21 protein-coding genes are annotated in these 26,413 nt (G+C 70.4%); 6 read left to right on the forward strand and 15 right to left on the reverse strand.

Annotated elements, in window-relative coordinates; translation table 11 throughout:
• Nucleotides 1-17 precede the first annotated feature (17 nt).
• From ACWDR4_RS24055 to ACWDR4_RS24070, 4 genes are read right to left on the reverse strand one after another with little or no spacing between them, the layout of a single operon-like run.
• Nucleotides 18-1,304, reverse strand: a complete 1,287-nt coding sequence (locus ACWDR4_RS24055; protein ID WP_450411461.1) for an NAD(P)/FAD-dependent oxidoreductase — start codon at nucleotides 1,302-1,304, stop codon at nucleotides 18-20.
• Nucleotides 1,301-2,095: an amino acid ABC transporter ATP-binding protein gene (locus ACWDR4_RS24060; protein WP_450411463.1), complete on the reverse strand. Its 795-nt coding sequence runs from the start codon at nucleotides 2,093-2,095 to the stop codon at nucleotides 1,301-1,303. Before ACWDR4_RS24060 ends, ACWDR4_RS24055 begins: the two co-directional genes overlap by 4 nt.
• On the reverse strand, nucleotides 2,092-2,856 hold the full coding sequence (locus ACWDR4_RS24065; protein ID WP_450411465.1) for an amino acid ABC transporter permease: 765 nt from the start codon (nucleotides 2,854-2,856) through the stop codon (nucleotides 2,092-2,094). The genes ACWDR4_RS24060 and ACWDR4_RS24065 overlap by 4 nt, the downstream gene beginning before the upstream one ends.
• A 9-nt stretch (nucleotides 2,857-2,865) precedes the next feature.
• Nucleotides 2,866-3,798 carry a substrate-binding periplasmic protein gene (locus tag ACWDR4_RS24070; RefSeq protein WP_450411466.1) on the reverse strand — a complete coding sequence of 311 codons (933 nt, stop codon included), beginning with the start codon at nucleotides 3,796-3,798 and terminating at the stop codon, nucleotides 2,866-2,868.
• 224 nt (nucleotides 3,799-4,022) lie between these two features.
• Here ACWDR4_RS24070 and ACWDR4_RS24075 point away from each other — a divergent pair, with 224 nt between their 5' ends.
• On the forward strand, nucleotides 4,023-5,222 hold the full coding sequence (locus ACWDR4_RS24075; RefSeq protein ID WP_450411468.1) for a CdaR family transcriptional regulator: 1,200 nt from the start codon (nucleotides 4,023-4,025) through the stop codon (nucleotides 5,220-5,222).
• Between the two features lie 21 nt (nucleotides 5,223-5,243).
• Here the strand turns inward: ACWDR4_RS24075 and ACWDR4_RS24080 are convergent, their stop codons facing one another.
• From ACWDR4_RS24080 to ACWDR4_RS24120, 9 genes are all read right to left on the reverse strand, one after another.
• Nucleotides 5,244-9,110 (reverse strand): glycoside hydrolase family 2 TIM barrel-domain containing protein, encoded by a 3,867-nt coding sequence (locus tag ACWDR4_RS24080; RefSeq protein WP_450411470.1) that lies wholly within the window; start codon nucleotides 9,108-9,110, stop codon nucleotides 5,244-5,246.
• A 325-nt stretch (nucleotides 9,111-9,435) separates the two neighbouring features.
• Complete coding sequence (locus ACWDR4_RS24085) at nucleotides 9,436-11,076, reverse strand: thiamine pyrophosphate-binding protein (RefSeq protein WP_450411472.1); 1,641 nt, start codon at nucleotides 11,074-11,076, stop codon at nucleotides 9,436-9,438.
• Complete coding sequence (locus ACWDR4_RS24090; protein WP_450411474.1) at nucleotides 11,073-11,858, reverse strand: cyclase family protein; 786 nt, start codon at nucleotides 11,856-11,858, stop codon at nucleotides 11,073-11,075. The genes ACWDR4_RS24085 and ACWDR4_RS24090 overlap by 4 nt, the downstream gene beginning before the upstream one ends.
• Nucleotides 11,859-11,911: 53 nt before the next feature.
• On the reverse strand, nucleotides 11,912-13,093 hold the full coding sequence (locus ACWDR4_RS24095; RefSeq protein WP_450411476.1) for a cytochrome P450: 1,182 nt from the start codon (nucleotides 13,091-13,093) through the stop codon (nucleotides 11,912-11,914).
• Between the two features lie 46 nt (nucleotides 13,094-13,139).
• Nucleotides 13,140-14,006: a MurR/RpiR family transcriptional regulator gene (locus ACWDR4_RS24100; protein WP_450411478.1), complete on the reverse strand. Its 867-nt coding sequence runs from the start codon at nucleotides 14,004-14,006 to the stop codon at nucleotides 13,140-13,142.
• Between the two features lie 99 nt (nucleotides 14,007-14,105).
• On the reverse strand, nucleotides 14,106-15,035 hold the full coding sequence (locus tag ACWDR4_RS24105; RefSeq protein WP_450411549.1) for an ABC transporter substrate-binding protein: 930 nt from the start codon (nucleotides 15,033-15,035) through the stop codon (nucleotides 14,106-14,108).
• Between the two features lie 71 nt (nucleotides 15,036-15,106).
• The gene (locus ACWDR4_RS24110; RefSeq protein ID WP_450411480.1) at nucleotides 15,107-15,796 is read right to left on the reverse strand and encodes an ABC transporter permease; all 690 of its coding nucleotides are present in this window, start codon (nucleotides 15,794-15,796) and stop codon (nucleotides 15,107-15,109) included.
• Complete coding sequence (locus ACWDR4_RS24115) at nucleotides 15,793-16,458, reverse strand: ABC transporter permease (protein ID WP_450411482.1); 666 nt, start codon at nucleotides 16,456-16,458, stop codon at nucleotides 15,793-15,795. The genes ACWDR4_RS24110 and ACWDR4_RS24115 overlap by 4 nt, the downstream gene beginning before the upstream one ends.
• Nucleotides 16,455-17,609 carry an ABC transporter ATP-binding protein gene (locus tag ACWDR4_RS24120; RefSeq protein ID WP_450411484.1) on the reverse strand — a complete coding sequence of 385 codons (1,155 nt, stop codon included), beginning with the start codon at nucleotides 17,607-17,609 and terminating at the stop codon, nucleotides 16,455-16,457. Before ACWDR4_RS24120 ends, ACWDR4_RS24115 begins: the two co-directional genes overlap by 4 nt.
• 137 nt (nucleotides 17,610-17,746) lie before the next feature.
• Here ACWDR4_RS24120 and ACWDR4_RS24125 point away from each other — a divergent pair, with 137 nt between their 5' ends.
• From ACWDR4_RS24125 to ACWDR4_RS24140, 4 genes are all read left to right on the forward strand, one after another.
• Nucleotides 17,747-18,748: an ornithine cyclodeaminase family protein gene (locus ACWDR4_RS24125; protein ID WP_450411486.1), complete on the forward strand. Its 1,002-nt coding sequence runs from the start codon at nucleotides 17,747-17,749 to the stop codon at nucleotides 18,746-18,748.
• On the forward strand, nucleotides 18,745-20,313 hold the full coding sequence (locus tag ACWDR4_RS24130) for an HAL/PAL/TAL family ammonia-lyase (protein WP_450411487.1): 1,569 nt from the start codon (nucleotides 18,745-18,747) through the stop codon (nucleotides 20,311-20,313). Before ACWDR4_RS24125 ends, ACWDR4_RS24130 begins: the two co-directional genes overlap by 4 nt.
• Nucleotides 20,310-21,215 (forward strand): amidohydrolase, encoded by a 906-nt coding sequence (locus ACWDR4_RS24135; protein ID WP_450411489.1) that lies wholly within the window; start codon nucleotides 20,310-20,312, stop codon nucleotides 21,213-21,215. The genes ACWDR4_RS24130 and ACWDR4_RS24135 overlap by 4 nt, the downstream gene beginning before the upstream one ends.
• A gap of 141 nt (nucleotides 21,216-21,356) precedes the next feature.
• Nucleotides 21,357-23,423 carry a non-reducing end alpha-L-arabinofuranosidase family hydrolase gene (locus ACWDR4_RS24140; protein ID WP_450411490.1) on the forward strand — a complete coding sequence of 689 codons (2,067 nt, stop codon included), beginning with the start codon at nucleotides 21,357-21,359 and terminating at the stop codon, nucleotides 23,421-23,423.
• Nucleotides 23,424-23,487: 64 nt separating this feature from the next.
• Here the strand turns inward: ACWDR4_RS24140 and ACWDR4_RS24145 are convergent, their stop codons facing one another.
• Entirely contained in the window at nucleotides 23,488-24,321 is an 834-nt protein-coding gene (locus tag ACWDR4_RS24145; RefSeq protein WP_450411492.1) for a CoA-transferase subunit beta, read from the reverse strand.
• Complete coding sequence (locus ACWDR4_RS24150) at nucleotides 24,318-25,199, reverse strand: CoA transferase subunit A (protein ID WP_450411494.1); 882 nt, start codon at nucleotides 25,197-25,199, stop codon at nucleotides 24,318-24,320. Before ACWDR4_RS24150 ends, ACWDR4_RS24145 begins: the two co-directional genes overlap by 4 nt.
• A gap of 108 nt (nucleotides 25,200-25,307) precedes the next feature.
• On the opposite strand from ACWDR4_RS24150, the gene ACWDR4_RS24155 reads away from it, so the two are divergent.
• Nucleotides 25,308-26,408, forward strand: a complete 1,101-nt coding sequence (locus tag ACWDR4_RS24155) for an NAD(P)H-dependent flavin oxidoreductase (RefSeq protein ID WP_450411496.1) — start codon at nucleotides 25,308-25,310, stop codon at nucleotides 26,406-26,408.
• Nucleotides 26,409-26,413: the final 5 nt, after the last annotated feature.

Below are 26,413 nucleotides of genomic sequence, written 5' to 3' on the forward strand. Positions count from 1 at the left end.
GTTCACGGCGACCTGGTTCACAGCGACCCGCGCAGCCTGTCGAAGCGGAACGGTGCGAGGGCCTCGGGGCGGCTGCCCGTGCGGATGTACTCGGCGATCCCGTGCCCGGTGGCGGGGCCCAGGGTGACGCCGAGCATGCCGTGGCCGGTGGCCGCGTACGCGTTGTCGTACCCGGGGAGGCGGTCGATCACCGGGAGTCCGTCGGGGAGGAACGGGCGTCCGCCCACCCAGGGTTCGCGGATCAGGCTCACCAGGTCGTCCGGGTCGTCGAACCACTGGCCCAGGTAGTGACGGCTCGCCCGGGCCACGGCGACGATCCTGCGCCAGTCGAGCCGGTTGTTGTTGCCGCTCAGCTCCATGGTGCCGGCGATCCGCGTGGTGCCGCCGATCGGTGAGGCGACGGCCCTGCGCTCGCCGAAGTAGAGGGTGTGCCGGGGCGCCGGGTCCAGGTCGACGGAGAAGCTGTAGCCCTTGCCCGCCTGGAGCGGCAGCCGGTGTCCGAGGGTGCGCAGCAGGTCGGGTGAGCGCATACCGGCCGCGACGACGACCGACGAGCAGGGGATGTCGCCCTGGTCGGTGCTCAGCGCGGTGACCTTGCCTCCCTCGGTCCTGAACCCCGTCACCTCCGCGTTCTCGTGGACCTTCACACAGGCCGCGCCGAGCGCTTCGCCGAGTCCTCGCGCGAACGCCTCCGGGTCCACCACCCCCTCCCCCTCGACCAGGTAGGCCGCGCGCACCCGGGGCGACAGCGCCTCGTCCAGCAGATGCGCCTCGGCGCCGGTGGTGACGTCCTCGGGCATCGGATAGTGGCCGTCCGCCATCTCCCGCTGAACCGCGAGGTGGTGGCGGGCCTCGGCCTCGGACAGGAACGCGTGCACCATGCCGGGCCGGGTCAGGGTCGTGGCCACCCCGGCCTCGCGCAGACCGTCGAAGAGGTCGAAGGTGGGCCGGTTCAGCTCGGCGATCGCCGCATAGCCGCGCCGGAACGCGGCCGGTGTGCTGCTGCGCCAGAACCGCCACAGCCAACGGGCGAACGCCGGGTCGGGCAGCGGACGGAGATAGAGCGGCGAGTCGGGGCGGCCGAGCGAACGCAGGGCGTAGCGCAGGACGCCGGGGGCCGGAACGGGGGTCGAGTGGCTGAGACAGACCCAGCCCGCGTTGCCCCGGGAGACGCCCGAGCCGAGTCCGCGCCGCTCGATCACGACCACCGGCAGGCCTGCCGCGGCCAGGTAGTACGCGGTGCACAGTCCGACGACACCGCCGCCCACCACGGCCACAGGACTGTCCGGCACACCGCCGGTCATGAGGTGGAGCCGTACGACGCGAGGAACTCCCGGGTGCGGGGCTGTGCGGGGGCGCCGAGGACGTCCTCGGGGGTGCCCTCCTCGACGATCCGGCCGCCGTCCACGAAGACGACGTGGTCGGACACCTCGCGGGCGAAGGGGAGTTCATGGGTGACCAGCATCATCGTCATTCCGTCGGCGGCGAGTTCCCGCATCACGCTCAGTACCTCCCGGGTGGCCTCGGGGTCCAGGGAGGAGGTGGGCTCGTCGAAGAGCAGCAGTTCGGGTTTGAGGGCCAACGCCCGTGCGATGGCGACGCGTTGCTGCTCGCCGCCGGAGAGCTGGTCAGGCAGGGCGAGGGCCCGATGGGCGACACCGACCCTGCGCAGGAGTGCGACGGCGCGTTCCAGCGCCTCCGACTCCGCTACCCCTGCCCTGCGTTGGGCCAGGACTACGTTCTCCACTGCGGTGAGGTGCGGGAACAGGTTGAAGCGCTGGAAGACCATGCCGACGGTACGGCGAAGACGCGGCAGGTCGCGGCAGACCGTGCGGCCGTCCTGGTGGACGACCTCGCCGGCGACCTCGATCGTGCCGTGCTCCGGCTGTTCGAGCAGGTTGACGCAGCGCATCAGGGTGGTCTTCCCGCCGCCGCTCTGGCCGATGACGCTGACGATGCGTCCCCGGCCGATGGTGAGGTGGACGTCGTCGAGGACGAGCCGGCCGTCGAAGGACTTGCGGAGCCCTTCGATCCGTACGACTTCTTCCGGGAGCGCCTGGGATGTGCTGCGCGCCGCTGCGAGCGACTCGGTCATACGGCACCTGCCTTCACGTCGGCTCCCACGGGCGCGTCCGGTGCGTCCTGGGCGAGCAGGGCGCGCGCAGCCCGCAGGCGTCGGCGGCGCCACGGGGAGAGGGGGACGCCCGCTCGCACTTTCCGTTCCAGGAGGAGGAGCAGTTGGGAGAGGGGGTAGCAGAGGGCGAAGTAGATGGCCGAGATGACCAGGTACACCTCCAGCGCGCGGAAGGTCGACGACGTGATGAGCCGGCCTTCGGACATCAGCTCGGCGGCGGAGACGGTGACGAGCAGGGAGGTGGATTTCAGCAGGTCGACGAGCATGGTGTTGGTGCCGGGCAGCGCCTGCCGTACGGCCTGCGGCAGGACGATCTGGCCGAAGATGCCCGCCCTGCCGAGGCCAAGGGCCTGCCCTGCCTCGGTCTGTCCGGTGTGCACGCCACTGATCGCGGAGCGGAAGATCTCGGAGAGGTAGGCGGCGTAGAAGACGACGAGGCTCAGACAGCCGGCGGTGAAGACGTCCAGCCGGATGCCCGCCGAGGCGAGCCCGAAGTAGCTGAGGAAGATGATGGCCAGCAGCGGGATGTTCTTGAACAGTTCGGTGTAGACGGCGGCGACGGCACGCGCCGGCCATGCCCTGCTGAGCCGCAGCAACGCCACGGCCAGGCCGAGCAGTACCGCGCCGATGAAGCTCACCGCAGTGTAGGAGAGGGTGCGCCAGAGGGCGTCGAGCAGGTCGGACTGATAGTCGGACCAGGGGACTTGGAAGAGATCGGACATGTCAGCCCCTCACTGTGCGACGGACGGCGGGGTCCAGTCCTGGGGCCGGTCCACGCCCCGGCGGGCGGTGGCGACATCGGCGGCGGGCTTGAGGAACTGCTCGGGATCGCCGCCGTACTTCTTGACGAGTTTCGCCATCTCGCCGTTGGTGTACATGGCGTCGATCTGCGCGGAGATCGCCTGCTCCAGCCTGGTGGCCTTCTTGGGGAGGTAGAAGCCGGTCTGGTAGGGCTGGAAGTACTGGTAGTCGGGCTTGGCCTTGACCTCGGCGGCGGTCGGCGGGGTCAGGTACTGCGTGCTGATCTTCAGCTCCGGGCGTTCCTTCTGCGCCGCGATGATGATCAGCGGGTCGAGGAAGCCGACGTCGACCCGGCCCGCGCCGAGGTCGTCGAAGACCCCGTTGGCGTCCGGGTAGGCGTGCAGCTTGGCGTCCGGGACGGACTGGATCGACTTGACCCACACATAGCCCTCGACTGTGCCGAGTTCGAGGCCCTTCAGGTCGTCGACCTTCTTGTACGTCTTGCCGTTGCGGACGGCCATCGCCGGGGGCGAGTAGTAGGGCGGGTCAGTGAACAGGCCCTGTTTCTGCCGTTCGGCGGACCAGGCGACGCCGCCGATGGTGATGTCGACGCGGCGGGACTGCACTCCGGCGAGCATGCCGGCGAAGTCGGTCACCTGGGGCTTGATCTCCAGACCGAGCTTTTCGGCCACGTAGGTGAGGATGTCGCCGTCCAGGCCGACGATCTTGTCTCCCTGGACGGTGGTGTAGGGGGCGTACGGCTGGACGGCCACCTTGATGACACCCGGCGTGAGCGTGCCCAGTGCGGCGGTCTTCGCGGACACGTTGGTCGGGGCGTCGTCGTCGCCGGAGCCGCAGGCCGCGGCCGTCAGCATCAGGAGTGCGGCCGACAGAGCGGCGGCGAGTGGGCGTATACGGGTCATGGGCGTGGGCCTTCCGTACCGGTGCCGAGGAAGCTGGAGGAGCCCGCCGTTTCACCGCGCTGTGCCCCCGGCGGGGAAGTGATGGGGGAGGTGATTGGGCCCATACGCTAGGCACCTGGGCACTGCGCGTCACCGGTCACTCCGTACGGACTTGTGGCTGAATTCGATCGATCTCCTGTACGTTGCGTCCAGTCGCCGAGGGGCTGAAGACGGGAGGAACACGCGTGCTGAGCCCGTCACTCGCCCAGGAGATCGCCGGGGACACCTCCGCCGTCATCGGCTTCAACGTGCTGATCACCGACGCGGACGGCATGGTCATCGGCAGCGGTGACAGCAGCAGGGTCGGCACCTTCCACGAGGCGTCGGTCGAGGTGATCCGCACCCAGGAGCCCGCCACGCACAACGCCACGCAGGCCCACCAGCTCCGCGGAGTACGCCCCGGGGTGACCTTGCCGCTGGTCACAGGCGGACAGGCGGTCGGCACGGTCGGCATCACCGGGACGCCCGCCCAGGTGCGCCGGTTCGGGCTGCTGGTGAAACGCCAGACGGAGATCCTGCTCAGGGAGTCCGTGATGCTGCGCTCCCGGCTGCTCGCCGAACGCGCGGCGGAGACCCTGCTCGCCGACATCGCCTCGTACGACCCCCAGGTCGTGGAGGGTGACTTCCTCGTCTTCCGGGCCGCCGAACTGGGCTTCGACCTGCGGCTGCAACGGGTCGCGGTGGCGATCGAGGTGAGCGTGCCCGACGCGGGCGCCCGACGCCAGGGCAGCGCGCCCACCCGGGACATGGCGCTGATCCGCTCGGAGCTGCTGCGTACGGTCCGTGAGGTCTTCGCCGATCCGCAGGACATCGTCGCTTCCACTGCCCCCGGCTGGATCGGCGTACTGCGCCGCCTGCCGGCCCGCGCCGAGGTGGACTCCCTGGCCGCCGACTGCCGACGCCTCACCGATGTCATCGCGGCGCAGGACGGCCTGACCGCCCGAGTGGGCATAGGCGAACCTGCCGTCTCCGTCGCCGGTCTGCGCGACTCCTGGCAGGACGCCCGCGACGCGCTGCGCCTCGGCGCCCGGGTGACCGGCGGCCCCCGGGTCCATCTGATCGCCGAGCTGCGCGTCCACCAGGTCCTGGCGGCCGTGAACCAGCCCGCCCGGAGGCGTCTCGTCGAACTGACGGCCGCGAATCTGCGGGCCCAGCCGGACTGGCCGGTGCTGCGCGACACGATCACCGCCTGGTGCGAGAGCGGCTTCAACCTCGTACGGACGTCCGCCGCCCTGCACATCCACCGCAACACCGTCGTCTACCGGATGCACAAGATCGAGCAGCTCACCGGCCGCCCCCTGCGCGAACACCGGACCACGATGGCCCTGTATCTCGCCTGTCTGACCGACGAGTTGGGCGAGGGCGCCATCCCCGACGAGGGGTGACGCCCGCCTTCTCTTTCCTGGCTACTCCCCTGCCGTGGGCCGCCGCGAGGCCGCCGTCGCCTCGTCGACGTCCGTCAGCGGACGCAGCCGGTAGCTGTACGAGTAGTCGCGGTCGGCGAACAGCTTGTACTCGTCGTGGGTGTGCGCGCCCCAGCTGTTGTCACCGCCGACGCCCATCTGCCGGTGGCTCAGCCGCAGGACGACCTCGTCGCGCGGGTTGAGCTGGTAGTCGTGGCGGGCTCCTACGGACAGATCCTCGGGTGTGAAGTGTGAGGCGTTGACCTCAAGGAGCGGTTCGGCGGAGACCAGCAGACCGGAGCCCCGGCGGTCCGTGAGGGCGATCCAGCGGACGTCGGTCTTGTTGCCGTTCTCCTGCGGGCGCAGATAGCCGCTCCACTGCCCGTCGACGGTGCCGGAGTACAGACCCACGTCGGTGGCGTTGTTGCGGTCCCAGTGGTTCTCCTCGGGGCCACGCCCGTAGTAGTGCAGCCGGTCCAGCCGCCCGGGCAGGAGCAGCAGGGTGCCGACCTCCGGGATGTACGGCAGTGAACTCGCCCCCGGGTGCAGGGTGTTGTCGACCTTGATCTCGCCGTTGCCGAAGACGGTGTAGGTGGTGGTGTACGTCGATGCCGTCGTCGTGGGCAGCGTGCCGGCGACCGTGATCTCGACGGCCCGGTCGCGCAGGGCGCGGACGGTGACGCCGGTGACCGTGCGCAGCACGCCCGCGTCGCGCCAGGTCTGGTTGCGGATGTGCTGCCCGTTACCCCGGTCGTTGTCGGTGGGCGCCCGCCAGAAGTTGGGGACGGGCCCGGAGGCGATCAGCTCGGCGCCACCCGCCTTGTACGAGGTGATGGCGCCGGTCTTCTTGTCGACGGTGACCGAGAATCCCTTGCCCTTGACGGTGACCGACGCGTCGCCGTCCTCGTGGCTGAGCACCGGGACGCTGTCCAGGGGCACGGGCGTGACGGCGGGACTGCCTGCGTCTACGGGGAGTTGCTGCCGGGCCACCTCGAAGCCGGCCTTGGCCCACTTCGTGGACTCCCTTGTGGTGAACGACAGTTGAAGGAAGTACTCGGCACCCGGCGCCGGGTCGTCCGGCAGCTCCAAGGGCACGGTGATGTCCTTGCTGGACAGCGGAGCCACATCCAGCTGAGCACGGCTCAACCTGCCGCGCCGCACGACCTTTCCGTCCCTCACCAGCTCCCAACGCCCGTCGAATTCCCGCAGGTTGGTGAACAGGTACTCGTTGGTGAGGGTGACGGCACCCGGCACCGACCCCGAAGTGGCCTGCACGGCCTGGTAGATCCGCTTGACCTCGGCGGACTTGCCGGTGAGGCCGCGGTCGGCGGTGACGATGCCGTCGCCGGAGAAGGCCCCGTCGTTGGGGTTGTCGCCCCAGTCGCCGCCGTACGCGTAGAACGTCTTGTCGCGGGGCCGCTTCTGGGTGAGGCCGACGGTGGCCGCGTCGAACCAGAACCGCACGCCGTCGTCGCCGGGGTCCCGGCTGTCGGAGGCCAGTTCGGCGGCGGTCAAGGCACGGGCGTACACGCGGGCCCGTCGGATGGTGCCGCTGAACTCGCGGGTGGGGTTGTCGACGTCGGTGGCCAGGGCCAGGGGCGCGGTGTTGACGTCGGGGCGCCGGGTGGTGGTGCGGGTGGCCCGGGCCACGCCGTCGGCGTAGAGGGTCAGGGTGCCCGTCGTGGCGTCGAAGACACCGGCGATGTGGTGCTCGGTGCCGGTCCAGTCGTCGGGCAGCGCCCAGTAGGCGCTGATCCACTGGCCGCCGCCGTAGATGAAGAACTCCAGGCCGCTGTCCGACTGTTTGAGGGCGTACTGGGTGTCGCCCTTGGCGATGACGGGCTGGTGGTAGCCGAGGACGTGCGGGGTGATCCACGCCTCCAGCGTCAGCGAGCCCGTGATGTCGAGGCTCGTGTCGCGGGCGAAGACGGTCCCGCCGGAGACGCCCTCGTCGCGGCTGAAGGTGCCGCCACCGGCGACGATCTCACCCCCGAGCGCGGCGGGCCCGGACTCGGTGAACAGCTTGCGCGTCGGGGTGGGCCAGGCGAGGGCCTGGTCGACGAAGTCCCAGATCCAGCCGCCCTGGAGCACGGGGTAGCGGCGGACGAGGTCCCAGTACTTCTTGAAGTTGCCGTTGGAGTTCCCCATGCCGTGGGAGTACTCGATCATCACGTACGGCCGGGTGTCGGCGGTGTCCTTGGCCCGCTGCTCGACACGCGCGGGACTGTCGTACATCTCGGAGCGGATGTCGCTGATCCCGGGGCGGTCGTCGCCCTCGTACTGGATGATCCGGGTGGTGTCGTAGGAGTGGATCCAGTCGTACATGGCGTTGAAGGTGGTGCCGCCGCCCGCCTCGTTGCCGAGCGACCAGATGACGACCGAGGCGTGGTTCTTGTCGCGGTGGACCATGTTCTGGGCGCGGGCCACACACGCGGTGGTCCACTCGGCGTGATTGCCGGGGTACTCACCCCGGATGCCGTGGGTTTCGAGGTTGGTCTCGTCGACGAGGTACAGGCCGTACTCGTCGGAGAGTTCGAGCCACAGCGGGTTGTTGGGGTAGTGCGAGGTGCGGACGGTGTTGAAGTTCAGCCGTTTGATGATGCCGATGTCCTCGACCATGTCCGCGCGGGTGAGGGCCGAGCCGTGCACGGGGTGCATCTCGTGCCGGTTGGTGCCCCGGAACGAGACCGGCTTGCCGTTGATGCGCATCAGCCCGTCCTTGAGCGCGAACTCGCGCAGGCCGACCCGGTGGGAGAGGGTCTCGATCACCTTGCCGGCCGGGTCGCGCAACCGCAGAACTGCCGTGTAGAGGTTGGGGTGTTCGGCCGACCACAGACGAGGCGCGGGTACGGCCTTCGCGGCCTGTACGGACGTCTCCTCGCCGGCGCCGAGCGCGACGGTCTGCTGCAACGGACGCGACCAGACCGGGTGCCCGCCCGCGTCGTACAGCTGGGTCTCGACGGAGTACTGGCCGGCACCCCGGCCGCCGTAGTCCCGCACGTTGGCGGTGACCGACAGCTCCGCCGCCGAGTAGTCGTCGCTGAGCGGAGTGTCGAGGCGGAAGTCGCGCAGCCGCACGGCGGGCGTCGAGTACAGGTACACCGAGCGGAAGATGCCGCTCAGCCGGATCATGTCCTGGTCCTCCAGCCAGTCGCCGTCGGAGTAGCGGTAGACCTCCACGGCGATCTGGTTGGTGCCGGGCTTCAGGTGCGGGGTGATGTCGTACTCGGAGGGGTCGTAGGAGTCCTCGTGATAGCCGACCAACTGCCCGTTGATCCACACGTAGTGGGCGGACTTGACTCCCTCGAAGTGGAGGAACGTCCGGCGTCCCGACCAGTCGCGCGGGAGCGTGAAGATGCGCCGGTACTGGCCCACGGGGTTGTGGCGGGTCGGGGCGGCGGGCGGCTGCGCGTCCTCGCCCCGGCCGTTGGGACCCCACCACGGGTAGTCGCTGTTGATGTAGATCGGGCTGTCGTAGCCGTGCAGTTGCCAGGCGGAGGGCACGGGGATGGTGTCCCAGGTGCTGTCGTCGACATCGGGGCGGTAGAAGTCGGCGGCCCGGTCGTCGGGGCGGTCGACGTACGCGAACTTCCAGGTGCCGTCGAGGGTCAGCCGGTACGGGGAGCGGGTGCGGTCGGCGGCGAGGGCCTGGGCGACGGTCGCGTACGGCATCAGCGTGGTGTGCGGAGGCTCGGTGCCGAGGCGGAAGACGTCGATGTGGCCGTTCCACTCGGGGGTGACGTCCGTGGCATCCGCAGCGGAGGCTCCGTGGGCGGTGGCCGGTCCGGACAGGGCGAGCGCGCCGAGGACGGCGGCCCCTCCCTCCAGAAGACGGCGGCGGCTGACGGCGAAGTCGTGGGGGTGCGGCATGACCGTGACCTTCCTCGGTACGACAGACAGTGCGCCGCACGGACTGAGGGAGCGTCAGATCCTGTTCGTTCCTGTTGACAATCCGACCCGGAATCCGGCAGCGCTGTGGTCATCGGTGGCGGCTCAACCCACCTGGGCGGTGCGGGAGTTGACATGGGGTCAGCACACAACTGCTGGTGACAGTGGGAGCTGCCGAGCCAGCCTCACCCTAGGACTTCGAACACAGCCGAAGCAATAATCTTGTCGGACTCTGTTGGATCCTGATGGTCGGTTCTGGTTGTCGGGTTCTGATGGCTCGGCAGGACTCCGTCACCGTCGGCGGGGCTCAGTGACCCCTGAACGCCTCCTCCAGCCACCACGACCCGTGCTCGCGCGTCACCTTGGCGTCGATGAGCAGCGGCGCGGAGCGCGGTCCCGCCACCCAGTCCTGTACGGCCTTCAGGTCGGCCGGCGCGCGCACGGTGACCGCCTCGAAGCCGTAGCCCCGGGCGACGGCGGCGATGTCCGTCGGCGGAAACACGACCGTGTCGAGCGGGTGCCCGTCGGGCCCGAAGTGGTGGACCTCCGCGCCGTACGCGTCGTCGTTGTAGACGACGACCACCATGGGCAGCCCGAGCCGCCGTACCGTGTCGAGGTCGGCGGCGCCCATCAGCGCGCCGCCGTCCCCGAGCGTGGCCACCGGAAGCCGGTCCGGCCGTGCGAGCGCCGCGCCGATCGTGGTCGCGAGGCCCAGGCCGATCGACTGGAACGCCTGGGTGAAGCAGAAGCCGTGCTGGTCCGGCACCGACAGATACGCGCTCGGATAGCCCATGAAGTTGCCCGAGTCGACGCCGATCACCCGCTCGGCGGGGAGGAGGTCGTCGAGCGCGATGCTGAGTGTGCGCGGGTCGATCCGCTCCCGGCCGCCCTCGTCCTCGTACGGCACATCCCGCATCCGCACCCGGGCGGCGATCGCCTCGCCGACCTCGCCCGTGCGGTAGCCCTCCCGTCCGTCACCTCCCGCGTCGAGCACGCGCAGCGCCGTGAGTTCGACGTCGCCGGTGACGCCGAGCCGTACCTCCCGGTGCGCGCCGAGTGCCGACGTCTCGTCGTCGACCTGGACGACCGTCGCCTCGGGTCCGATCAGGGCGCCGTGCCGCATGGTCCACATGTTGAGGGCGCAGCCCCAGCCCACGATCAGGTCGGCGCCCTGGATCAGTTCGGCGGCGAGGGGTGACGCGAAGCCGCCGGAGACGTCGAGCGACCAGGGGCTGCCGTGGAAGAGGCCCCGGGCGACGGCCGAGGTCGCGAGCAGTGCGCCGTGGCGTTCGGCGAGGTCCAGGAGGGCGTCCCGGGCACCGGTCCCGCGTGCTCCCCGGCCGGCGACGAAGACCGGGCGTCGGGCGCGCCCGAGCAGGTCGGCCAGCGCGGTCACGTCGGCCGCCGACGGTACGACCGGCTGCCGTTCGGATGGTGTCGCGACCTGGTCCACCGCCCCGTCCGGGACGTCCAGGTTCTGTACCTGGAGCGGGAGGTTGAGCAGGACCGTGCGTCGTTCGTGCAGGGCGCGTCGGACGGCGGCGCAGGTCACGTCGACGGCGTCCTCGGCCGAGGTGACCCGCGCCGTGACCGCGCCCACCGCCCGGGCGAGGGCCTCCTGGTCGACGTAGAAGTTGGACTTCGGCTCGGTGACCTCGGCCGCCAGGACGAGCAGCGGGGTGCGGCTCTTGGCGGCCTCGCTGATGCCGGTGACGGCGTTCGTCAGACCGGGCCCCTGGTGCACGCTCAGCACCGCGACCGTGCCGCTCATGCGCGCGTACGCGTCGGCCATCGTCGCCGCGCCGCCCTCGTGCCGTGCGGCGACGAACCGCGCGCCCGCCGCCACCAGGGCGTTGGTGACATGGAAGTTGCCCGAGCCGACGACGCCGAACACATGGTCGATCCCGGAGGCGGCCAGCGCCCGTCCGACGGCTTCCGCGACCTTCATGACCGCTCCACCAGGGCGAGCACGCGCGCCGGGGCCCCGGACCCGCTGACGATGGGCAGCGGCCCCGCGACGACCACGGCACCGGTCGGCGGCAGCGCGGCCAGGTTCTGCAGCTGGGTCAGGCCGTACTTGCCGCTGCCCATCAGATACGAGTGGCAGGGGAACGCCGGGTCGAACGAATGCGCGCGTCCGGCATCGGTGCCCACCGTCTCGACGCCGAGGCCGATCACCGGCGACTCCTCGGCCACCCAACGGGCGCACTCCGGGGACAGCCCTGGTGTGTGCGGGCCGTTCTCGTCCGCGTTGAGGAACGGCTCCTGGGCGTGCGAGCGGGCGTCCCAGCCCGTACGGAGCAACAGCCAGCCCCCGTCGGGGAGTTGGCCGTGCTCGGCCTCCCAGGCCTTCACATGGTCGACCTCGACCAGGAAGTCCGGGTCCTGTGCCGCCTCGGCGGTGAAGTCCAGCACCGCCGCCGGGGCGATGAGGCGGCCCGCCGGTACCGAGGCGACATCGGCGAGGTCCTTGCCGGTGACCCAGTGGTTGGGTGCGTCGAAGTGGGTGCCGGTGTGCTCACCGCTGCGGAAGTTGTTCCAGTACCAGGCCGGTCCCCGGTCGTCGTACCTGCTGATCTCCTCCAGTTCGAACGCGGCGGTCTGGCCGAAGGGCGGAGGCAGTTGGATCACCGGGGTGGACGACGACAACGGCGAGGTGAGGTCGACGACTTCGATCGACCCGCCGCGCAGACCCGACACCAACGAAGCGAGGACGGACGGCTGGGACATGGATGCCTCCTGGGACGCTGCTGGAGCCATCAGCATCCCAGCCCGGCCCCGCTTCAGGCGGGAGCGTCCCAGAGCACATGCAGGGTCGACGGCTTGCGGAAGACCAGGCCCTGCGGGGTGACCGGGTGGTCCGGGTCGAGGCGCAGGGCGGGCAGGCGTTCGAGGAGGCGGTGAAGGGCGATACGGGTCTCCAGCCGGGCGAGGTGCGCGGCGATGCAGTAGTGCGGGCCGTGGGCGAAGGCCAGTTGGAGGCGGGCGTTCGCGCGGCGGACGTCGAAGCGGTCGGGGTCGGGGAAGACGTCCGGGTCGCGGTTGGCACCGGTCAGGGAGACGGTGACCAGGTCGCCGCGGCGGATCGTGGCCGGGCCGAGGACGGTGTCGCGGGTGGCGTAGCGGTCCACGACCGCCGCGCCGGGTTCGAGACGCAGCGACTCCTCGATCGCGCCGTCGAGGAGGTCGAAGTCGGCCCGGACCAGGGCGAGTTGGTCGGGGTTCCGGAACAGGTGCAGCAGCGCGTTGGTGATCATCGCCTCGGTGGTCTCGATGCCGCCGAACATCAGCACGGCGGCGTTGGAGGCCACCTCGGGCACGGTCAGGTGTCCGGCGGCGGAGACGAGGAGAGAGGCGGCGTCCCGGTCGGCGACGGTGGCTTCCACGGCGGCCCGCAGCTGGGCGTAGGCCGCGGTGCCGGCGGGGCCCGCCGTGTGGCCGGCGGTGATGTCGGAGACCGACCGCACGATGGCGTCGTACCAGGCGAGGACCGTGTCGGCGGTGGTACCGGTGAGGCCGAGCGCCTCGGTCACGACGGCGACCGCGAGGGGTCCGGCGAAGGCGCGCCGGAGTTCGGCGGCGCCGGTCGGCGGGAGTGCGGTGATGAGCCGGTCGGTCTCGCGTTCGATACAGGCGGTGAAGCCCTCGCGTACCTCCCTCGGCCGGAAGGGGGCGTTGAAGGGCTCTCGGTGACGGGCGTGTTCGTCGCCGTCGAGGGAGAGCATGCTGGGGCCGACGACCTGTGCGGTGGAGAAGCGGGGGTCGTCGACGGTGAACGTCCCGGAGTCCCGCATCACGGTCAGCGCGAGATCGCGCCGGGTCACCAGCCAGCCGCCCAACTCCGGTAGCCAGGACACGGGTTCGTGTGCGCGGAGCAGGGCGAGGCGGGCATGCGGGTCGTCGGCGAGTTCGGCGAGGGTGGTCTCGGCGCCGAGGGGGCAGGAGTCGACGAGGTGGGCTGTCATCGGGTGTGAACTCCCTCTCGGTGGCTGGTGCTTGGGCATGAGGCGCTCACTCGACGAACAGTCCGCGCGCCACGGCCCGCGCGTCGAACTCCTCCAAGTGGGCCTGCGCGTCCGGCAGGGCGTCGCACATGGCCTCCAGCAGGACCTGCCCCAGCAGCATCGGAGCGCTCACGGTGTCGAAGACCAGACCGGTGCCCACGGCCGCCGGAAGCAGCACATCGCTGTGCGCGGCCACCGGGGCGAACGTACCGTCGGCGATCGTCACCACCGTCAGCCCCGCGTCCCGGGCATGGTCGAGGGCGTCGAGGAGTTCGCGCGGGTGGCGTGGCAGCGCGAAGCACAGGAGGGCGCTCGCACCGGCCTTGCGGGCGGCGTCTATCCGGTCGGCGAGCAGTGAGCCGCCCTCGTCGAGCAGCCGTACGTCGGGATGGACCTTGGCCGTGAAGTAGGCGAACCCCCGTGCCTGGGCGGCGGAGGCGCGCAGCCCGAGCACCGGCAGCGGCCGGGAGGCGGCCAGCAGCCGTCCCGCGCGTTCCACGGGTCCGGGGTCCGCGAGCAGGGACGCCAGTTGCCGCAGGTTGTCGATCTCGGCCTGTACGGCTTGCTGGTACGGGTTGTCCGACCGCTCCCCCGGCTCCACGCCGGCGGGTGCGACGTCCCGCAGATGCCTGCGCAGCGCCGGGTAGCCGTCGAAGCCGAGGGCGACCGCGAACCGGGTCACCGACGGCTGGCTGACGCCTGCCAGTTGGGCCAGTTCCACGCTCGACAGGAAGGGCACGTCCGCCGCCTGCCGGACCAGACAGTGCGCGATCCGGCGTTGTGTCGGGGTGAGCCGACGTCCCTCGAAGAGCTGGTGCAGCCGTACGGAGGAACCGGCCGCCTCGGCCGTGTCGGTGCCGACGCCGTCGCTCATCTGCTCCCCAGCCGGTCGTGTTCGGGGCCCTCTCTCCCGCCCTGTGGGCCGGGCGGGAGAGAGGGCGGACGGTATTGCCACAGCCGATGCCGAACCGGGTCAGCTCACGAGACCGGCGCTCGTCAGCCACTCCTTGGCGACGTCGCTGGAGTCCTCCTTGTCGTTGACGAGCTTCTTCATCATCTCCAGCAGGTCCTCGGTGGTGAGCTTGGCGGAGACGCCGTTGAGCGCCGCCTTCGCCGTGTCGTCGACCGCCGACTTGTAGACCAGCGGCGTCACGTTCTGCGAGGAGAAGAGGTTCTTCGGGTCCTCCAGGACGACCAGCTTGTCCTCGACGATGGCGGGGTCGGTGGTGTACAGGTTCGCGGCCTGTACGTCGTTGTCCTTGAGCAGTTTCACCAGGGTGGTCTGGGCGCCCGCGTCCAGCGGCTGGAACTTGCCGAACTCGACGCCGTAGACCGACTTCAGGCCCTCACCGCCCTGCTTGCGGGTCTTGAACTCCGAACCGGCCCCGATCGTCATGTCCTTGGCGACCGGCTTGAGGTCGGCGAGGGTCTTGAGGTTGTACTTGGCGGCGGTCTCGGAGGTGACGGTCACCGAGTCCTTGTCCTCGGCGGCGGCCGAGTCGAGGATCTCCACCGACGAGGGGAGCTTCGCCTTCAGCTCGGCGTTGACCTCTTCCGTGCTGGTGGCGGTGCTGTTCTTGTCGACCGCCACCGAGAGCAGGGCGCCGTTGTACTCGGGGAAGACCCCGATGCCTCCCTTGACGACCTGGTCGTAGTAGACCTCGCGAGCGCCGATGTCGAACTTCCGCGTCACCTTGAGGCCCTTGGCCTCAAGCGCCTGGGAGTAGATCTCGGCGAGCAGCTGGTTCTCGGGGAAGTTCGCCGAGCCGACGACGATGGATTTCCCGCTGCCGCCGCTGTCGGCGCTGTCGCCCGTCAGCGGGTTGCTGCTGTCGCTGTCGCTGCCACCGCAGGCGGTCAGCGAGAGTGCGGCGATCAGACCGAAGGCGGCGCCACGGTACATGCCTCGCATGGTGCTCATGGTGTTTCCTTTCTCGGAGCCCGGAGGCTCGGCAACTCTGCAGAGGAAGAAAATCAGGACTTCGACGCCGAGACCCGCAGGCCCGGCGAGACGACGACGCGCCGTAGCGCGGTGAAGGCGATCTGGACGACGAGTGCCAGTGCGACGACGACGGTCGAGCCGCCGATGACCAGTTCGTAGTCGTTGCGGGAGAGCCCGTCGACGATGAAGCGGCCGAGGCCCCCGAGACCGGGGTAGGCGGCCACGGTGGCGGTGGCCACGACCTGGATCGCGGCGACCCGGAGGCCGAGGAGGATCAGGGGCAGCGCCATCGGCACCTCCACCCGTACCAGGACCTCCCACTCGGTCATACCGACCCCGCGTGCCGCGTCCCTGGTGTCGGGGTCGACACCCCGGACGCCCTCGAAGGTGTTGATGAGGATCGGCGGGACCGCGAGCGCGACCAGGGCGACGAGGACGGGCGTCACGCTGAGCCCGGCGAGGGTGACGACGAGGACCACCAGACCGAAGGTGGGGATCGCCCGCGCCAGGTTCGCCACGCTCGCCACGGCGAACGCCCCGCGGCCGGTGTGCCCGACGAGCAGCCCGAAGGCCAGCCCGATGAGGGCGGCGAACAGCAGGGAGATACCGCTGTAGGTGAGGTGTTCGAGAAGCCGATGAGGGATGCCGTCGTCGCCGTGCCACTGCTGCGAGGACGTCAGCCAGTCCCACACGAGCTCGACCTGGTTCAGGAAGTCGTTCATGGCGCCGTCACCTTGTTCCGGGACCACGGGGTCAGCAGCCGCTGGGCAAGAACCAGCAGGGCGTCGGTGGCGAGTGCGAGCAGCATGATCAGCACGATCGCCGTGATGATCGGGGTCGGGAAGTCGAGTTGCAGGCCACGGGTGATGTAGTACCCGAGTCCGCCCTGCCCGATCAGCTGCCCCACGGCCACCAGACTGATGGACGACACGGCGGCGACGCGTACACCGGCGATCACGACGGGTACGGCGATCGGGAGTTCGACCTGGACGACACGCCGTATGGCGCCGAACCCCATCGCGGTGGCCGCGAGCCGGACCGATTCGGGGACCGAGGCCAGCCCGTCCACCACGTTGGGCACCAGCACCGACAGCGTGTAGAGCGTCAGCGGGATCATCACCGTGCGTTCGGTGAGCCCCGTATAGCGGACGAAGATCATGAACAGGGCCAGCGACGGGATCGAGTAGAGGATGTTGGCCACGGTCAGCACCGGTGGGTACAGCCAGCGCCAGCGGTGGCAGAGGATGCCGAGAGGCACCGAGATGATCAGCCCGAACAGCACCGGCAGCAGGCCGAGTCTCAGATGGATTCCGGTGTAGTCGGCCAGCTCGGCGGCGTGGTCGCCGATCCACTGCCACCGGATCAAGGGCTCGTCGTCACTCATCGTTTCGCACCGCCCGTCCCGTCGGCGCCCTCGTCCGCCGTACCGGCGGGATCGGCCGAGTCGGTGGCGTCGGCCGTCCCGGCGGACAGTTCGTGGGCGTCCGCGACGCCGACGACCGCGCCGTCCGCGTCCACGCCCACCGCGAGCCGGGCGGGCGACAGGAGCGCCGAGTCGAGGGCGGCCCGGGCCGAGTCGCCGACGAGGCTGAAGGTGTGGCCGAGCGGTGCCAGCGTCGCGTCCGCGAGGGTGCCGCTCTCCGGCAGGTCGGCGACCGCGGCCCAGCCGAGCGGGCGTCGGCCGTCGTCGACGACCAGCACCCAGGGCTCGTCGCCTGTCCGGGCCGAGGCCACTGAAGAGGTCGCCGGCAGCACCGGGCCGTCGCGCAGCGGAACGTCGGCCGCGTCGACGAAGGACAGCCGGCGGATGCCCCGGTCGTGCCCCACGAAGTCGGCCACGAAGTCGTCGGCCGGATCGGCGAGCAACCGCTCGGGGGTGTCGAACTGGGCCAGCCTGCCGCCGGTCCTGAACACCGCGATGTTGTCACCGAGCTTGATCGCCTCGTCGATGTCATGGGTGACGAACACGATCGTCTTGTGGAGTTCCTTCTGGAGCCGGATGAACTCCGCCTGCAGCTCCGCCCGGACGATCGGGTCGACCGCGCTGAAGGGCTCGTCCATCAGCAGCACCGGCGGATCGGCGCCCAGCGCCCTGGCCACCCCGACGCGCTGCTGCTGTCCGCCGGAGAGCTGGTTCGGATAGCGCTTGGCCATCTCGGCCGGCAGCCCCACCAGCTCCAGCAGTTCCGCCGCCCGCGCCCGCGCCTTCTTCCGGCTCCAGCCGAGCAGCAGCGGAACGGTGGCGATGTTGTCCAGAATGGTGCGGTGCGGGAACAGCCCCGCGTGCTGGATCACATACCCGATGCCGCGGCGCAGCTCGGGGGCGTGCACCTCCCGGATGTCCTGGCCGCGCAGGCTCACCGTGCCTGCCGTGGGCTCCACCATGCGGTTGATCATGCGCAGGGTGGTGGTCTTGCCGCAGCCGGAGGGACCGACCAGGACCGTGATGCCACCCTCGGCCAACTCCAGCGACAGATCGTCCACCGCAGTGGTGCCGTTTGGATAATTTTTGCTCACCGCGTCGAATCTGATCAAAGCTGCCCCTTACCCGACTGCATATGGTCATGCAGAGTTATCCGTGCCTGAATGACAGTCAATGCCCATCTGTAAACGGCACGTTACAGTCACGCGAAATCAGGCCAGGGACGTCCGAAATATAGGGAGACACCTCCATGAATCCGGTCTGGTTCACCTTTCTGAACGGCTCGGACATCGACCAGTTGGAGCTGACCGACGGCGAGATCCTCGACGCCGTCGAGGAGGGTCTGCGCGCCCAGGGACAGGGCGAGACGGTGATCGAACCGCGCGTCCACCTCGTCCCCGACCCCGCGTTCGACGGTCATTTCAACGTGCTGCGCGGCTATGTCGCGCCCCTCGCGCTGGCCGGGGTCAAGATCGTGGGCGACTACGTCGGCAACTACAAGGCCGGTCTGCCGTCCGAGATGGCCCTGCTGAACCTCTTCGACCCGCGTACCGGCATGCCGGTGGCCGTGGTCGACGCGACCGCCCTCACCGAGATGCGAACCGGCGCCCTCACCGCGCTGGGGGCGCGTCATCTGGCCCGCCCGGACTCCAGGGTGCTCGGACACATCGGCGCCCGCGCCACCTCGTACTGGAACGTCCGTCTGCTCGACCGGATCTTCGACCTCACCGAGATCCGCGTCCACTCGCGCCGCCCCGAGAGCCGCGAGGCCTTCGCGGAGCGGCTGGAGCGGGACCTCGGCAAGCCGGTCGTCGTGACGGAGGACTGGCAGAGCTGTGTGGAGGGCGCGGACATCGTGGTGGAGGCGTCCCGCCTGGAACGCCCGGAGCCGCTTCTGAAGACCGAGTGGATCGCGCCCGGCGCCCTGGTCGTGCCCTACGGCACGAACAGCGCGGTCGAACTCAGCCTCACGGACATCATGGACAAGATCGTCGTCGACGACTGGGGCCAGGCCCACGCCGGACCCTTCGGCGCCCTGCGCACCCACGTCGACTCGGGCAGGCTCAACAAGGACAACCTGCACGGCGAGCTGGGCGAGATCGTCGCGGGCCACAAGCCCGGCCGCGAGAGCCCCGAGGAGACGAACCTGTTCTGGCACCGCGGACTCTCCCTCTCCGACATCGCACTCGGCGCCGCCATGCTGAAGAAGGCCGAAGAGCGCGGCCTCGGCCAGAAGCTGCGCTTCTCATGACGGACATCGGTGGCAGCGGCAGTACGGTCGTCGTCGACGGGCGGACTCTGTCGTACGAGGATGTCGTCGCCGTCGCCCACCACGGCGCCCGGGTCTCCCTCGCGGACGAGGTGCTGCCACGGCTGGTGCGTGAGCGGGCCGTCGTCGAGGACATCGTCGACCGCCAGGTGCCGACGTACGGCCTGACGACGGGTCTGGGCACCCGTTCGTCGTACGCCCTGCCGCGCGCCGAGCTGGAGGCGTTCAGCGTCCGTACGGTACGGGGCCGGGCGAACTCGGTCGGCGATCCGCTGCCGGTGCCCGTCGTGCGCGCCGCCGTCCTCGCCCGCGTCAACGGCGTCGCGGGCGGTGGCAGCGGAGTGCGGCCGGAGATCGTGCGGCTGCTCGTGGCGATGCTCAACGCGCGCGTGCATCCCGTGATCCCCGAGGTGGGGTCGATCGGCGCCTCCGACCTGTGCCAGCTGGCGCATGTCGGCCTGGTCGTCATCGGTGAGGGCAGCGCCGAGTTCGACGGGGAGGTGCTCGACGGTGCGACGGCACTGCGGCGGGCCGGTCTCGCGCCTGCCGGGCTGGGCCCGAAGGACGGGCATGTGCTGTGCAGCGCGAGCCCGCTGGCGGCCGGACAGGGCGCGCTCGTCCTGCACGAGGCCGGCGCCCTCCTCGCGCTGGCCCAGGCGGTCACAGCACTGACGTACGAGGGTTTCCGGGCGAACACGAGTCCGCTGGACGCCCGGGTACTGGGCCTGCGCCCCGCCCCCGGCCAGTCGCGCGCCGCGCGCGAGCTGCTCGCCCTGCTGGACGGCGGCGAGCTGGGCGATCCCCGCAACGCGCGACGGGTGCAGGACCCGGTCAGTCTGCGCTGCGCCGCCCAGGTGCACGGGGCGGCGTACGCGGCCCTGGACTTCGCCGGGGCCGCCCTGGATCCGGAGCTGAACGGCTGCGGCGACAACCCGGTGGTGCTGCCCGACACCGGCGAGATCCTGTCCTCCGGCAACTTCCACACCCCCGGGCTGGCCCTCGCCCTCGACACGCTCGCGCTGGCCCTGACCCAGACGGCCGCGGTCTCCGCCGAGCGCATGCGCCGGCTACTGGACCCCGGTGTCAGCGGGCTGCCCGCGAACCTCTCCCCGTACGGGCCGGAGCGTTCGGGCTTCGCGCCCCTGACCAAGACCGCGCAGGCACTCGTCGCCGAGATCCGCATGCTGTCCACACCGGTGTCCACCGATCCCCGCCATGGCGCGGACGCCGTCGAGGACGACTCGACCAACGCGTCGCTGGGTGCCCGGCGGCTGGCCACGATCCTGGTCCGGCTGCGGCACCTGCTCGCCGTGGAGGCCGTGGTCGCCGCGCAGGCGGTGGACCTGGCGGCACCCCCGGTGCTGGGCGGGGGACCCCGCCTTCTGCACACGGCGATCCGGGCGGCCGTGCCCCGTCTCGACGACGACCGGCCCTGCGGGGTGGACGTGACGGCGGTGAGTGACGGCATCCTGGGGTCCGACGACGTCCGGGACGCGCTCCGCGCGTTGCTGGGAGACGCGTCAGCCTCGGCGGGAGGAACGTCATGACCAGCGTCGACGTACACCAGCATCTGTGGACCCCGTCGCTGGTGGCGGCCCTGCGTGCCCGCCGCGAACCACCGTTCCTGGACGGCTGGACCCTGCACCTGCGCGGTGAGCCGCCCTTCGAGATACCGCCCGCCGACCACGACATCGCCCGCCGTACGGAACTCGCCGCCGCCGACGGACTGGGCCGGGTGCTCGTCTCGCTGTCCGCCCCGATCGGCGTGGAGTGGTTGCCCGCCGCCGAGGCCCGGCCCCTGCTGGACGCGTACCACGAAGGATCGGCCGCTCTTCCGAAACCGTTCGACGCCTGGGCCGCGGCCTGCGTGCGCGGCATCGACGCGGACGCGACAGCCAAGGACCTCGACCGGGGGTTCGCCGGCCTCCAGCTCCCGGCGAACGCCCTTGTCGACGCGGCGGGTTACGCGCGCTGCGCCCCGCTGCTCGATCTGCTCGAAGAGCGCGACCTGCCACTGTTCGTCCACCCGGGACCGGCGGCCGGCGAGTCGGAAGGCCCGGGCTGGTGGCCCGCGATGGTGCCGTACGTCCAGCAGATGCACGCCGCCTGGTTCGCCTTCCGTGCCTTCGGCCGGCCGCGCCATCCGCGTCTGCGCGTGTGCTTCGCGCTGCTGGCCGGGCTGGCTCCGCTGCACGGGGAGCGCTTCGCCGCCCGGTCCGGCGGTCTGGAGGAGACGGACGTGGACCCGGGCGTCTTCGTCGACACGTCGTCCTACGGCCCCCGTGCCGTCGACGCGGTCGTCCGCGCTCTCGGCACCGGCGCCGTCGTCCAGGGCTCTGACCGGCCCTACGCGGAGCCGCCACTGCATCCCGGGTTCGGGCTGGGCGGAGCGGCGGCCTACGCGTTTCGTATCGCCAATCCGCGACGGCTGCTCACCGGGAAGGGCTGACCGTAGAAGCCCAGAAGTGTCGAAACATTTCGATGTGAAATGCGAATGATGCGAGGGGGATTGACGCACGCCGGGCGCCTCCTAGTATCCGTGCCGACCTCGCACACCTCTTAACCCGCACCCAAGAGGAGCGCATTTCGCATGTCATGCCTACATCAAACACGAGTGGGGTGGCGCCGGGCGCCGGCGCTGGGGCTGCTGTCCGCGACCATGCTGCTGGCGACCGGCACCGCCACGGCCGAGCCCGCGGCGGACGTCCGGGCCTCCACCCTGGGCGCCCAAGCGGCCCAGTCCGGGCGGTACTTCGGGACCGCGGTGGCCGCCGGGAAGCTCGGCGACGCCACCTACACGGGCATCCTGAACCGTGAGTTCAACATGGTCACGCCCGAGAACGAGCTGAAGTGGGACACCACGGAGCCCTCGCGCGGCACGTTCAACTTCGCACCCGCGGACCGGATCGCCAACCACGCCTCGTTGAACGGGCAACGGCTGCGCGGCCACACCCTGGTCTGGCACTCCCAACTGCCCGGCTGGGTCGGCTCGATCACGGACGCGAACACGCTGCGCACCGTGATGAACAACCACATCACCACGGTGATGAACCGCTACAAGGGAAGGATCCACTCCTGGGACGTGGTCAACGAGGCGTTCGCCGACGGCAGCAGCGGCGCGCACCGGGCCTCGGTGTTCCAGAACCTGCTGGGCGACGGCTTCATCGAGCAGGCCTTCCGCACCGCGCGGACGGCCGACCCGGCCGCCAAGCTCTGCTACAACGACTACAACATCGAGAACTGGACCGCCGCGAAGACGCAGGGCGTCTACCGCATGGTGCGCGACTTCAAGGCGCGGGGCGTGCCCATCGACTGCGTCGGCTTCCAGGCGCACTTCGGCACCGGCGGCCCGCCGTCGAACTTCCAGACCACGCTGTCGAGCTTCGCGGCGCTCGGTGTGGACGTACAGATCACCGAACTCGACATCGCGCAGGCGCCGTCGGCCGCGTACACGAACACCGTGCGGGCGTGCATGAACGTGTCACGCTGCACCGGGATCACCGTGTGGGGCATCCGGGACACCGACTCCTGGCGCGCCGGGGAGAATCCGCTGCTGTTCGACGGCAGTGGCAACAAGAAGGCGGCCTACCAGGCGACGTTGACCGCGCTGGGCGGCAGCGCAACCACGGTGGGCGGCAGCGCGGCCACGGTGGCGGCGAAGTCCGCCGCGAGCACCCGATCGGCCGCCTCGGCTGCTGCCCTGCCCGGCAACTTCACCTGGAGCTCCAGCAGTGCGCTGATCGCTCCGAAGTCCGACTCGACGCACCCCAACATCGCCGGGATCAAGGACCCGTCGGTCGTGTACCACAACGGCAGGTACCACGTGTTCGCGAGCACCGCGAGCGCGTCCGGGTACAACCTGGTGTATCTGAACTTCACCGACTGGTCGCAGGCGGGTTCGGCCACGCACCACTATCTGGACCGCTCCGCGATCGGCACCGGGTACCGGGCCGCGCCACAGGTGTTCTACTACGCGCCGCAGGGCCTGTGGTACCTCGTCTACCAGACCGGGAACGCCTCCTTCTCCACCAACCCGGACATCAGCAACCCCAACGGCTGGACCGCGCCCCGCCACTTCTACTCGGCGATGCCGGACATCATCAAGCAGAACATCGGCAACGGCTACTGGGTCGACATGTGGGTGATCTGCGACAGCGCCAACTGCTATCTGTTCTCCTCCGACGACAACGGCCATCTGTACCGCTCGCAGACGACCGTCGGCCAGTTCCCCAACGGTTTCACCAACACGGTCATCGCGGCCCAGGACGCCAACAGGTACGCCCTGTTCGAAGCCGCCAACGTCTACAAGGTGCAGGGCACCAACCAGTATCTGCTGCTCGTCGAGGCGATCGGCTCTGACGGGAAACGCTGGTTCCGCTCCTGGACGTCCACCAGTCTCGCCGGGTCATGGACGGCGCTGGCCGCCACGGAGAGCAACCCGTTCGCCCGGGCGAACAACGTCACCTTCCCGGCCGGGGCCTGGACGCGGGACATCAGTCACGGCGAGATGATCCGCGCGGGGAACGACCAGACGCTGACGATCCCCGGCTGCAGGCTCCAGTACGTGTACCAGGGCCTCGACCCGGGCGCGACCGGCGACTACAACACCCTGCCGTGGCGGCTCGGCCTGCTCACTCAGACCAACTCGCCCTGCTGACCTGCCAGTTGTTCTGGTAGTTCTCGTGGTTCAGGTGATGTGCCGGGGTGCCGGGGTGCCGGTCCTACGATCCGGTGCTCCGGCTCACCTCGCGGTCGCGCAGGCCGCGCGGGTCCACGACCTCGCGGATGAGCCGCAGTTCGGTCTCGTCCGGCAGCCGGGTCTGCGTGGCGCCGCTCGCGTCGATCTCGAAGCCGGTGTTCGCGTGGACCTCCTCCGCGGTGACACCGGGATGCAGCGAGCGCACACGCAACCGCCCGTCCTCCCCGTAGTCGAGGACCGCGAGGTTGGTGATTACCACACCCAGGTCGTGGAACCTCAGGCCCTTTCCGCCTGCGCCGCGCGCGCGGTCGTTGCCCACACCGCAGACCACGTCGACCTTCTCGACGAAGACCTTCGGGATGTGCCGGGCCACCCAGTAGTCGGTGCGGTGGTTGGCGGTGTTGCCGGGAGCGCCGCGTACACCGATGAGTTGGCGCCTGGGACGGCGCCAGTCGCCGATGAGGGAGATGTTCTGGTTCCCGTATCGGTCGATCTGGCTGGCCCCCATCATGCTCTGCCGACGACCGCTGGCGACGATGTCGAACACCTTCCGGTACGGCACCCAGCCCTCAACTACGCCTCCGTCAGCGGCTGTTCGGCCGAGCGGTGGCGGATCGCTCATGAAGTAGGCCTCGCCGTCGGTCAGGACCAGGTCCGGGCTGGTCGTCAGCCGGGCGAGCCGCGCGCCGATCGAGGGCACCACACCGGCCGTGTGCGCGAGTATCTCCCCGGCGCCGCGCCATACGTCGGCGCAGGCCACGGCGCACACTTCGGCGCGGGTGATCTCCGTATCGGCGCGGGTGGTCTCCGGCTCGGCCTGGTTGCTCCCCGCCCCGGCCCGGGTGGTCTCCGTCATCGCCCCTCCCCCTGTCGTCCGTCGCGGTTGGCGTGGAACTCCACCACGGCCTCTTGGTACGCCTGTTCGTCGCCGTCGAGGAAGGTCTTGCGGAACAGCTCCCAGGAGTCGGCGTCCCGCGCCGCGGAGGCGTAGTGCGCCTGGAAGGCCTCGTCGCGCCCGTAGTCGGGGTCGCAGGAGGTGAAGTGGGCACCTCGGGGCGCCTCGACGACCCCGTTGACGAAGAGGCGGCTGATCAGCAACGACTGCGCGGGCCCGCCGGCGAGCAGGCCGCCCGGCTCCACGATCCGCTCGGTGCTGACGTAGCAGCGGTCGGCCGCCATCGCGAACAGGTCGTCGAAGTACGGGTCCGGGCCCAGGTATTGCGCGTTGCCCGCCGCGTCGGCGCGGTTGACATGCACCAGCGCCACGTCGAGCCGCAGCGCCTTCATCGCGACGTACTCCTCGTCGTCGTACGGAGAGGCGATCGTCACGAGGTCGGGGTTCATCGTGAGGACGTCGGAGCCGAGGCCCGCGCGGGTGGGCAGGAAGGACAGCCGGCTCGCGGCGGCCCGCAGACCGGTGACGAACATGCCCTCGTCGTACTCGGCGGTCTCCACTCCGCCCCGCTCCCGTACGGCGCGGAAGTGCGGGTCGAGCGCGATGCTGTCCAGCGAGACGAAGCCGTAGACGAGCTTGCGCACCCGGCCCGCAGCGCACAGCAGCCCCACGTCCGGGCCGCCGAAGCTGACGACGGTCAGGTCGCGCGCGTCTCCGCGCAGGAGTTCACGCACCAGCGCCATCGGTTTGCGCCGTGATCCCCAGCCGCCGATACCGATCGTCATGCCCGACTCGACGGTTCCGGCGACGTCCTCCAGGGACATCGACTTGTCGCCCATGGGCTGTTCCTCCCCAGCGTCCAAGTTATCCACAGCCTTACCTAGCAAACAATTGTTAGGTTACGTTGGGTCGACCGACAACCCCTTGGAAGCGGAAGGAGTCCCGGCATGAGCGCCCCCATCGCCCCCGTCCATCCGGCCCTGCACACCGCGCTGTGCGACCTGGTCGGCGTCCGCTACCCGATCGTGCAGACCGGCATGGGGTATGTGTCCGGCCCGGAGCTGACGGCGGCCACCGCGGCGGCCGGCGGGCTCGGCATCCTGGCCAGCGCGACGCTCTCGCTCGACGAGACCCGCGATGCCGTCCGGGCCGTACGGGAGCGCACGGACGCGTCGTTCGGGGTGAACATGCGCGGTGACGCGCCCGACGTCCTGGAGCGCGGCCGACTCCTGGTGCGCGAGGGCGTGAAGGTCGCGTCCTTCGCCCTCGCGCCGCACGAACGCGTCATCCGGGAGCTGAAGGACTCCGGGCTGGTCGTCATCCCGTCCATCGGCGCCCGCCGGCACGCCGAGAAGGTCCAGGCGTGGGGCGTGGACGCGGTCGTCGTGCAGGGCGGTGAGGGCGGCGGCCATACCGGTGGCGTGCCCACCTCGATCCTGGTCCCGCAGGTCGTGGACGCCGTGGACATCCCGGTCATCGCGGCCGGCGGGTTCCGCGACGGGCGGGGGCTGGTGGCCGCGCTCGCGCAGGGTGCCGTGGGGATCGCGATGGGCACGCGGTTCCTGCTGACCAGCGACAGCACCGTGCGGGACTCGGTCAAGGCCGAGTACCTGAAGCGGGGCGTCACCGACACCGTCGTCACCCCGGTTCTCGACGGCATACCCCAACGCGTACTGCGCACCGAGGCGGTGGAACGGCTGCTGCGGGAACGGGCGCCCGCGCGGCTCGTCCGTTCGCTGCGGCACGCCGTCGCGTTCCGGAAGGTCTCCGGGACGTCGTGGTCCGACCTGGTCCGCGAGGGACTGGCGATGCGGCGCAGCCATGAACTGGGCTGGTCCCAGGTCGTGATGGCGGCGAACACTCCGATGATGCTGCGGGCCAGCATGGTCGACGGCCGCACGGACCTCGGCACCCTCGCCTCCGGCCAGGTCGCGGGCGTCATCGACGACCTGCCCAGCTGCGCGGAACTCGTCGAACGCATCGTCGCGGAGGCAGACGCGGTCCTGACCCGCCTGACCACGGCCGACGCAGCACGGAGCAAACGGTGACCAGG

Source organism: Streptomyces sp. NPDC000878, from assembly GCF_053599695.1.

Bases quoted from the DNA above. Each gene is read 5' to 3' on its own strand.
- ACWDR4_RS24100 (WP_450411478.1), bottom strand. From the start codon at position 14,006: ATGAGCGACGGCGTCGGCACCGACACGGCCGAGGCGGCCGGTTCCTCC.
- ACWDR4_RS24145 (WP_450411492.1), bottom strand. From the start codon at position 24,321: ATGACGGAGACCACCCGGGCCGGGGCGGGGAGCAACCAGGCCGAGCCG.
- ACWDR4_RS24125 (WP_450411486.1), top strand. From the start codon at position 17,747: ATGAATCCGGTCTGGTTCACCTTTCTGAACGGCTCGGACATCGACCAG.
- ACWDR4_RS24085 (WP_450411472.1), bottom strand. From the start codon at position 11,076: ATGAAGGTCGCGGAAGCCGTCGGACGGGCGCTGGCCGCCTCCGGGATC.
- ACWDR4_RS24105 (WP_450411549.1), bottom strand. From the start codon at position 15,035: ATGTACCGTGGCGCCGCCTTCGGTCTGATCGCCGCACTCTCGCTGACC.
- ACWDR4_RS24065 (WP_450411465.1), bottom strand. From the start codon at position 2,856: ATGTCCGATCTCTTCCAAGTCCCCTGGTCCGACTATCAGTCCGACCTG.
- ACWDR4_RS24080 (WP_450411470.1), bottom strand. From the start codon at position 9,110: ATGCCGCACCCCCACGACTTCGCCGTCAGCCGCCGCCGTCTTCTGGAG.
- ACWDR4_RS24060 (WP_450411463.1), bottom strand. From the start codon at position 2,095: ATGACCGAGTCGCTCGCAGCGGCGCGCAGCACATCCCAGGCGCTCCCG.
- ACWDR4_RS24155 (WP_450411496.1), top strand. From the start codon at position 25,308: ATGAGCGCCCCCATCGCCCCCGTCCATCCGGCCCTGCACACCGCGCTG.
- ACWDR4_RS24055 (WP_450411461.1), bottom strand. From the start codon at position 1,304: ATGACCGGCGGTGTGCCGGACAGTCCTGTGGCCGTGGTGGGCGGCGGT.
- ACWDR4_RS24115 (WP_450411482.1), bottom strand. From the start codon at position 16,458: ATGAGTGACGACGAGCCCTTGATCCGGTGGCAGTGGATCGGCGACCAC.
- ACWDR4_RS24090 (WP_450411474.1), bottom strand. From the start codon at position 11,858: ATGTCCCAGCCGTCCGTCCTCGCTTCGTTGGTGTCGGGTCTGCGCGGC.
- ACWDR4_RS24070 (WP_450411466.1), bottom strand. From the start codon at position 3,798: ATGACCCGTATACGCCCACTCGCCGCCGCTCTGTCGGCCGCACTCCTG.
- ACWDR4_RS24140 (WP_450411490.1), top strand. From the start codon at position 21,357: ATGTCATGCCTACATCAAACACGAGTGGGGTGGCGCCGGGCGCCGGCG.
- ACWDR4_RS24110 (WP_450411480.1), bottom strand. From the start codon at position 15,796: ATGAACGACTTCCTGAACCAGGTCGAGCTCGTGTGGGACTGGCTGACG.
- ACWDR4_RS24095 (WP_450411476.1), bottom strand. From the start codon at position 13,093: ATGACAGCCCACCTCGTCGACTCCTGCCCCCTCGGCGCCGAGACCACC.
- ACWDR4_RS24135 (WP_450411489.1), top strand. From the start codon at position 20,310: ATGACCAGCGTCGACGTACACCAGCATCTGTGGACCCCGTCGCTGGTG.
- ACWDR4_RS24150 (WP_450411494.1), bottom strand. From the start codon at position 25,199: ATGGGCGACAAGTCGATGTCCCTGGAGGACGTCGCCGGAACCGTCGAG.
- ACWDR4_RS24130 (WP_450411487.1), top strand. From the start codon at position 18,745: ATGACGGACATCGGTGGCAGCGGCAGTACGGTCGTCGTCGACGGGCGG.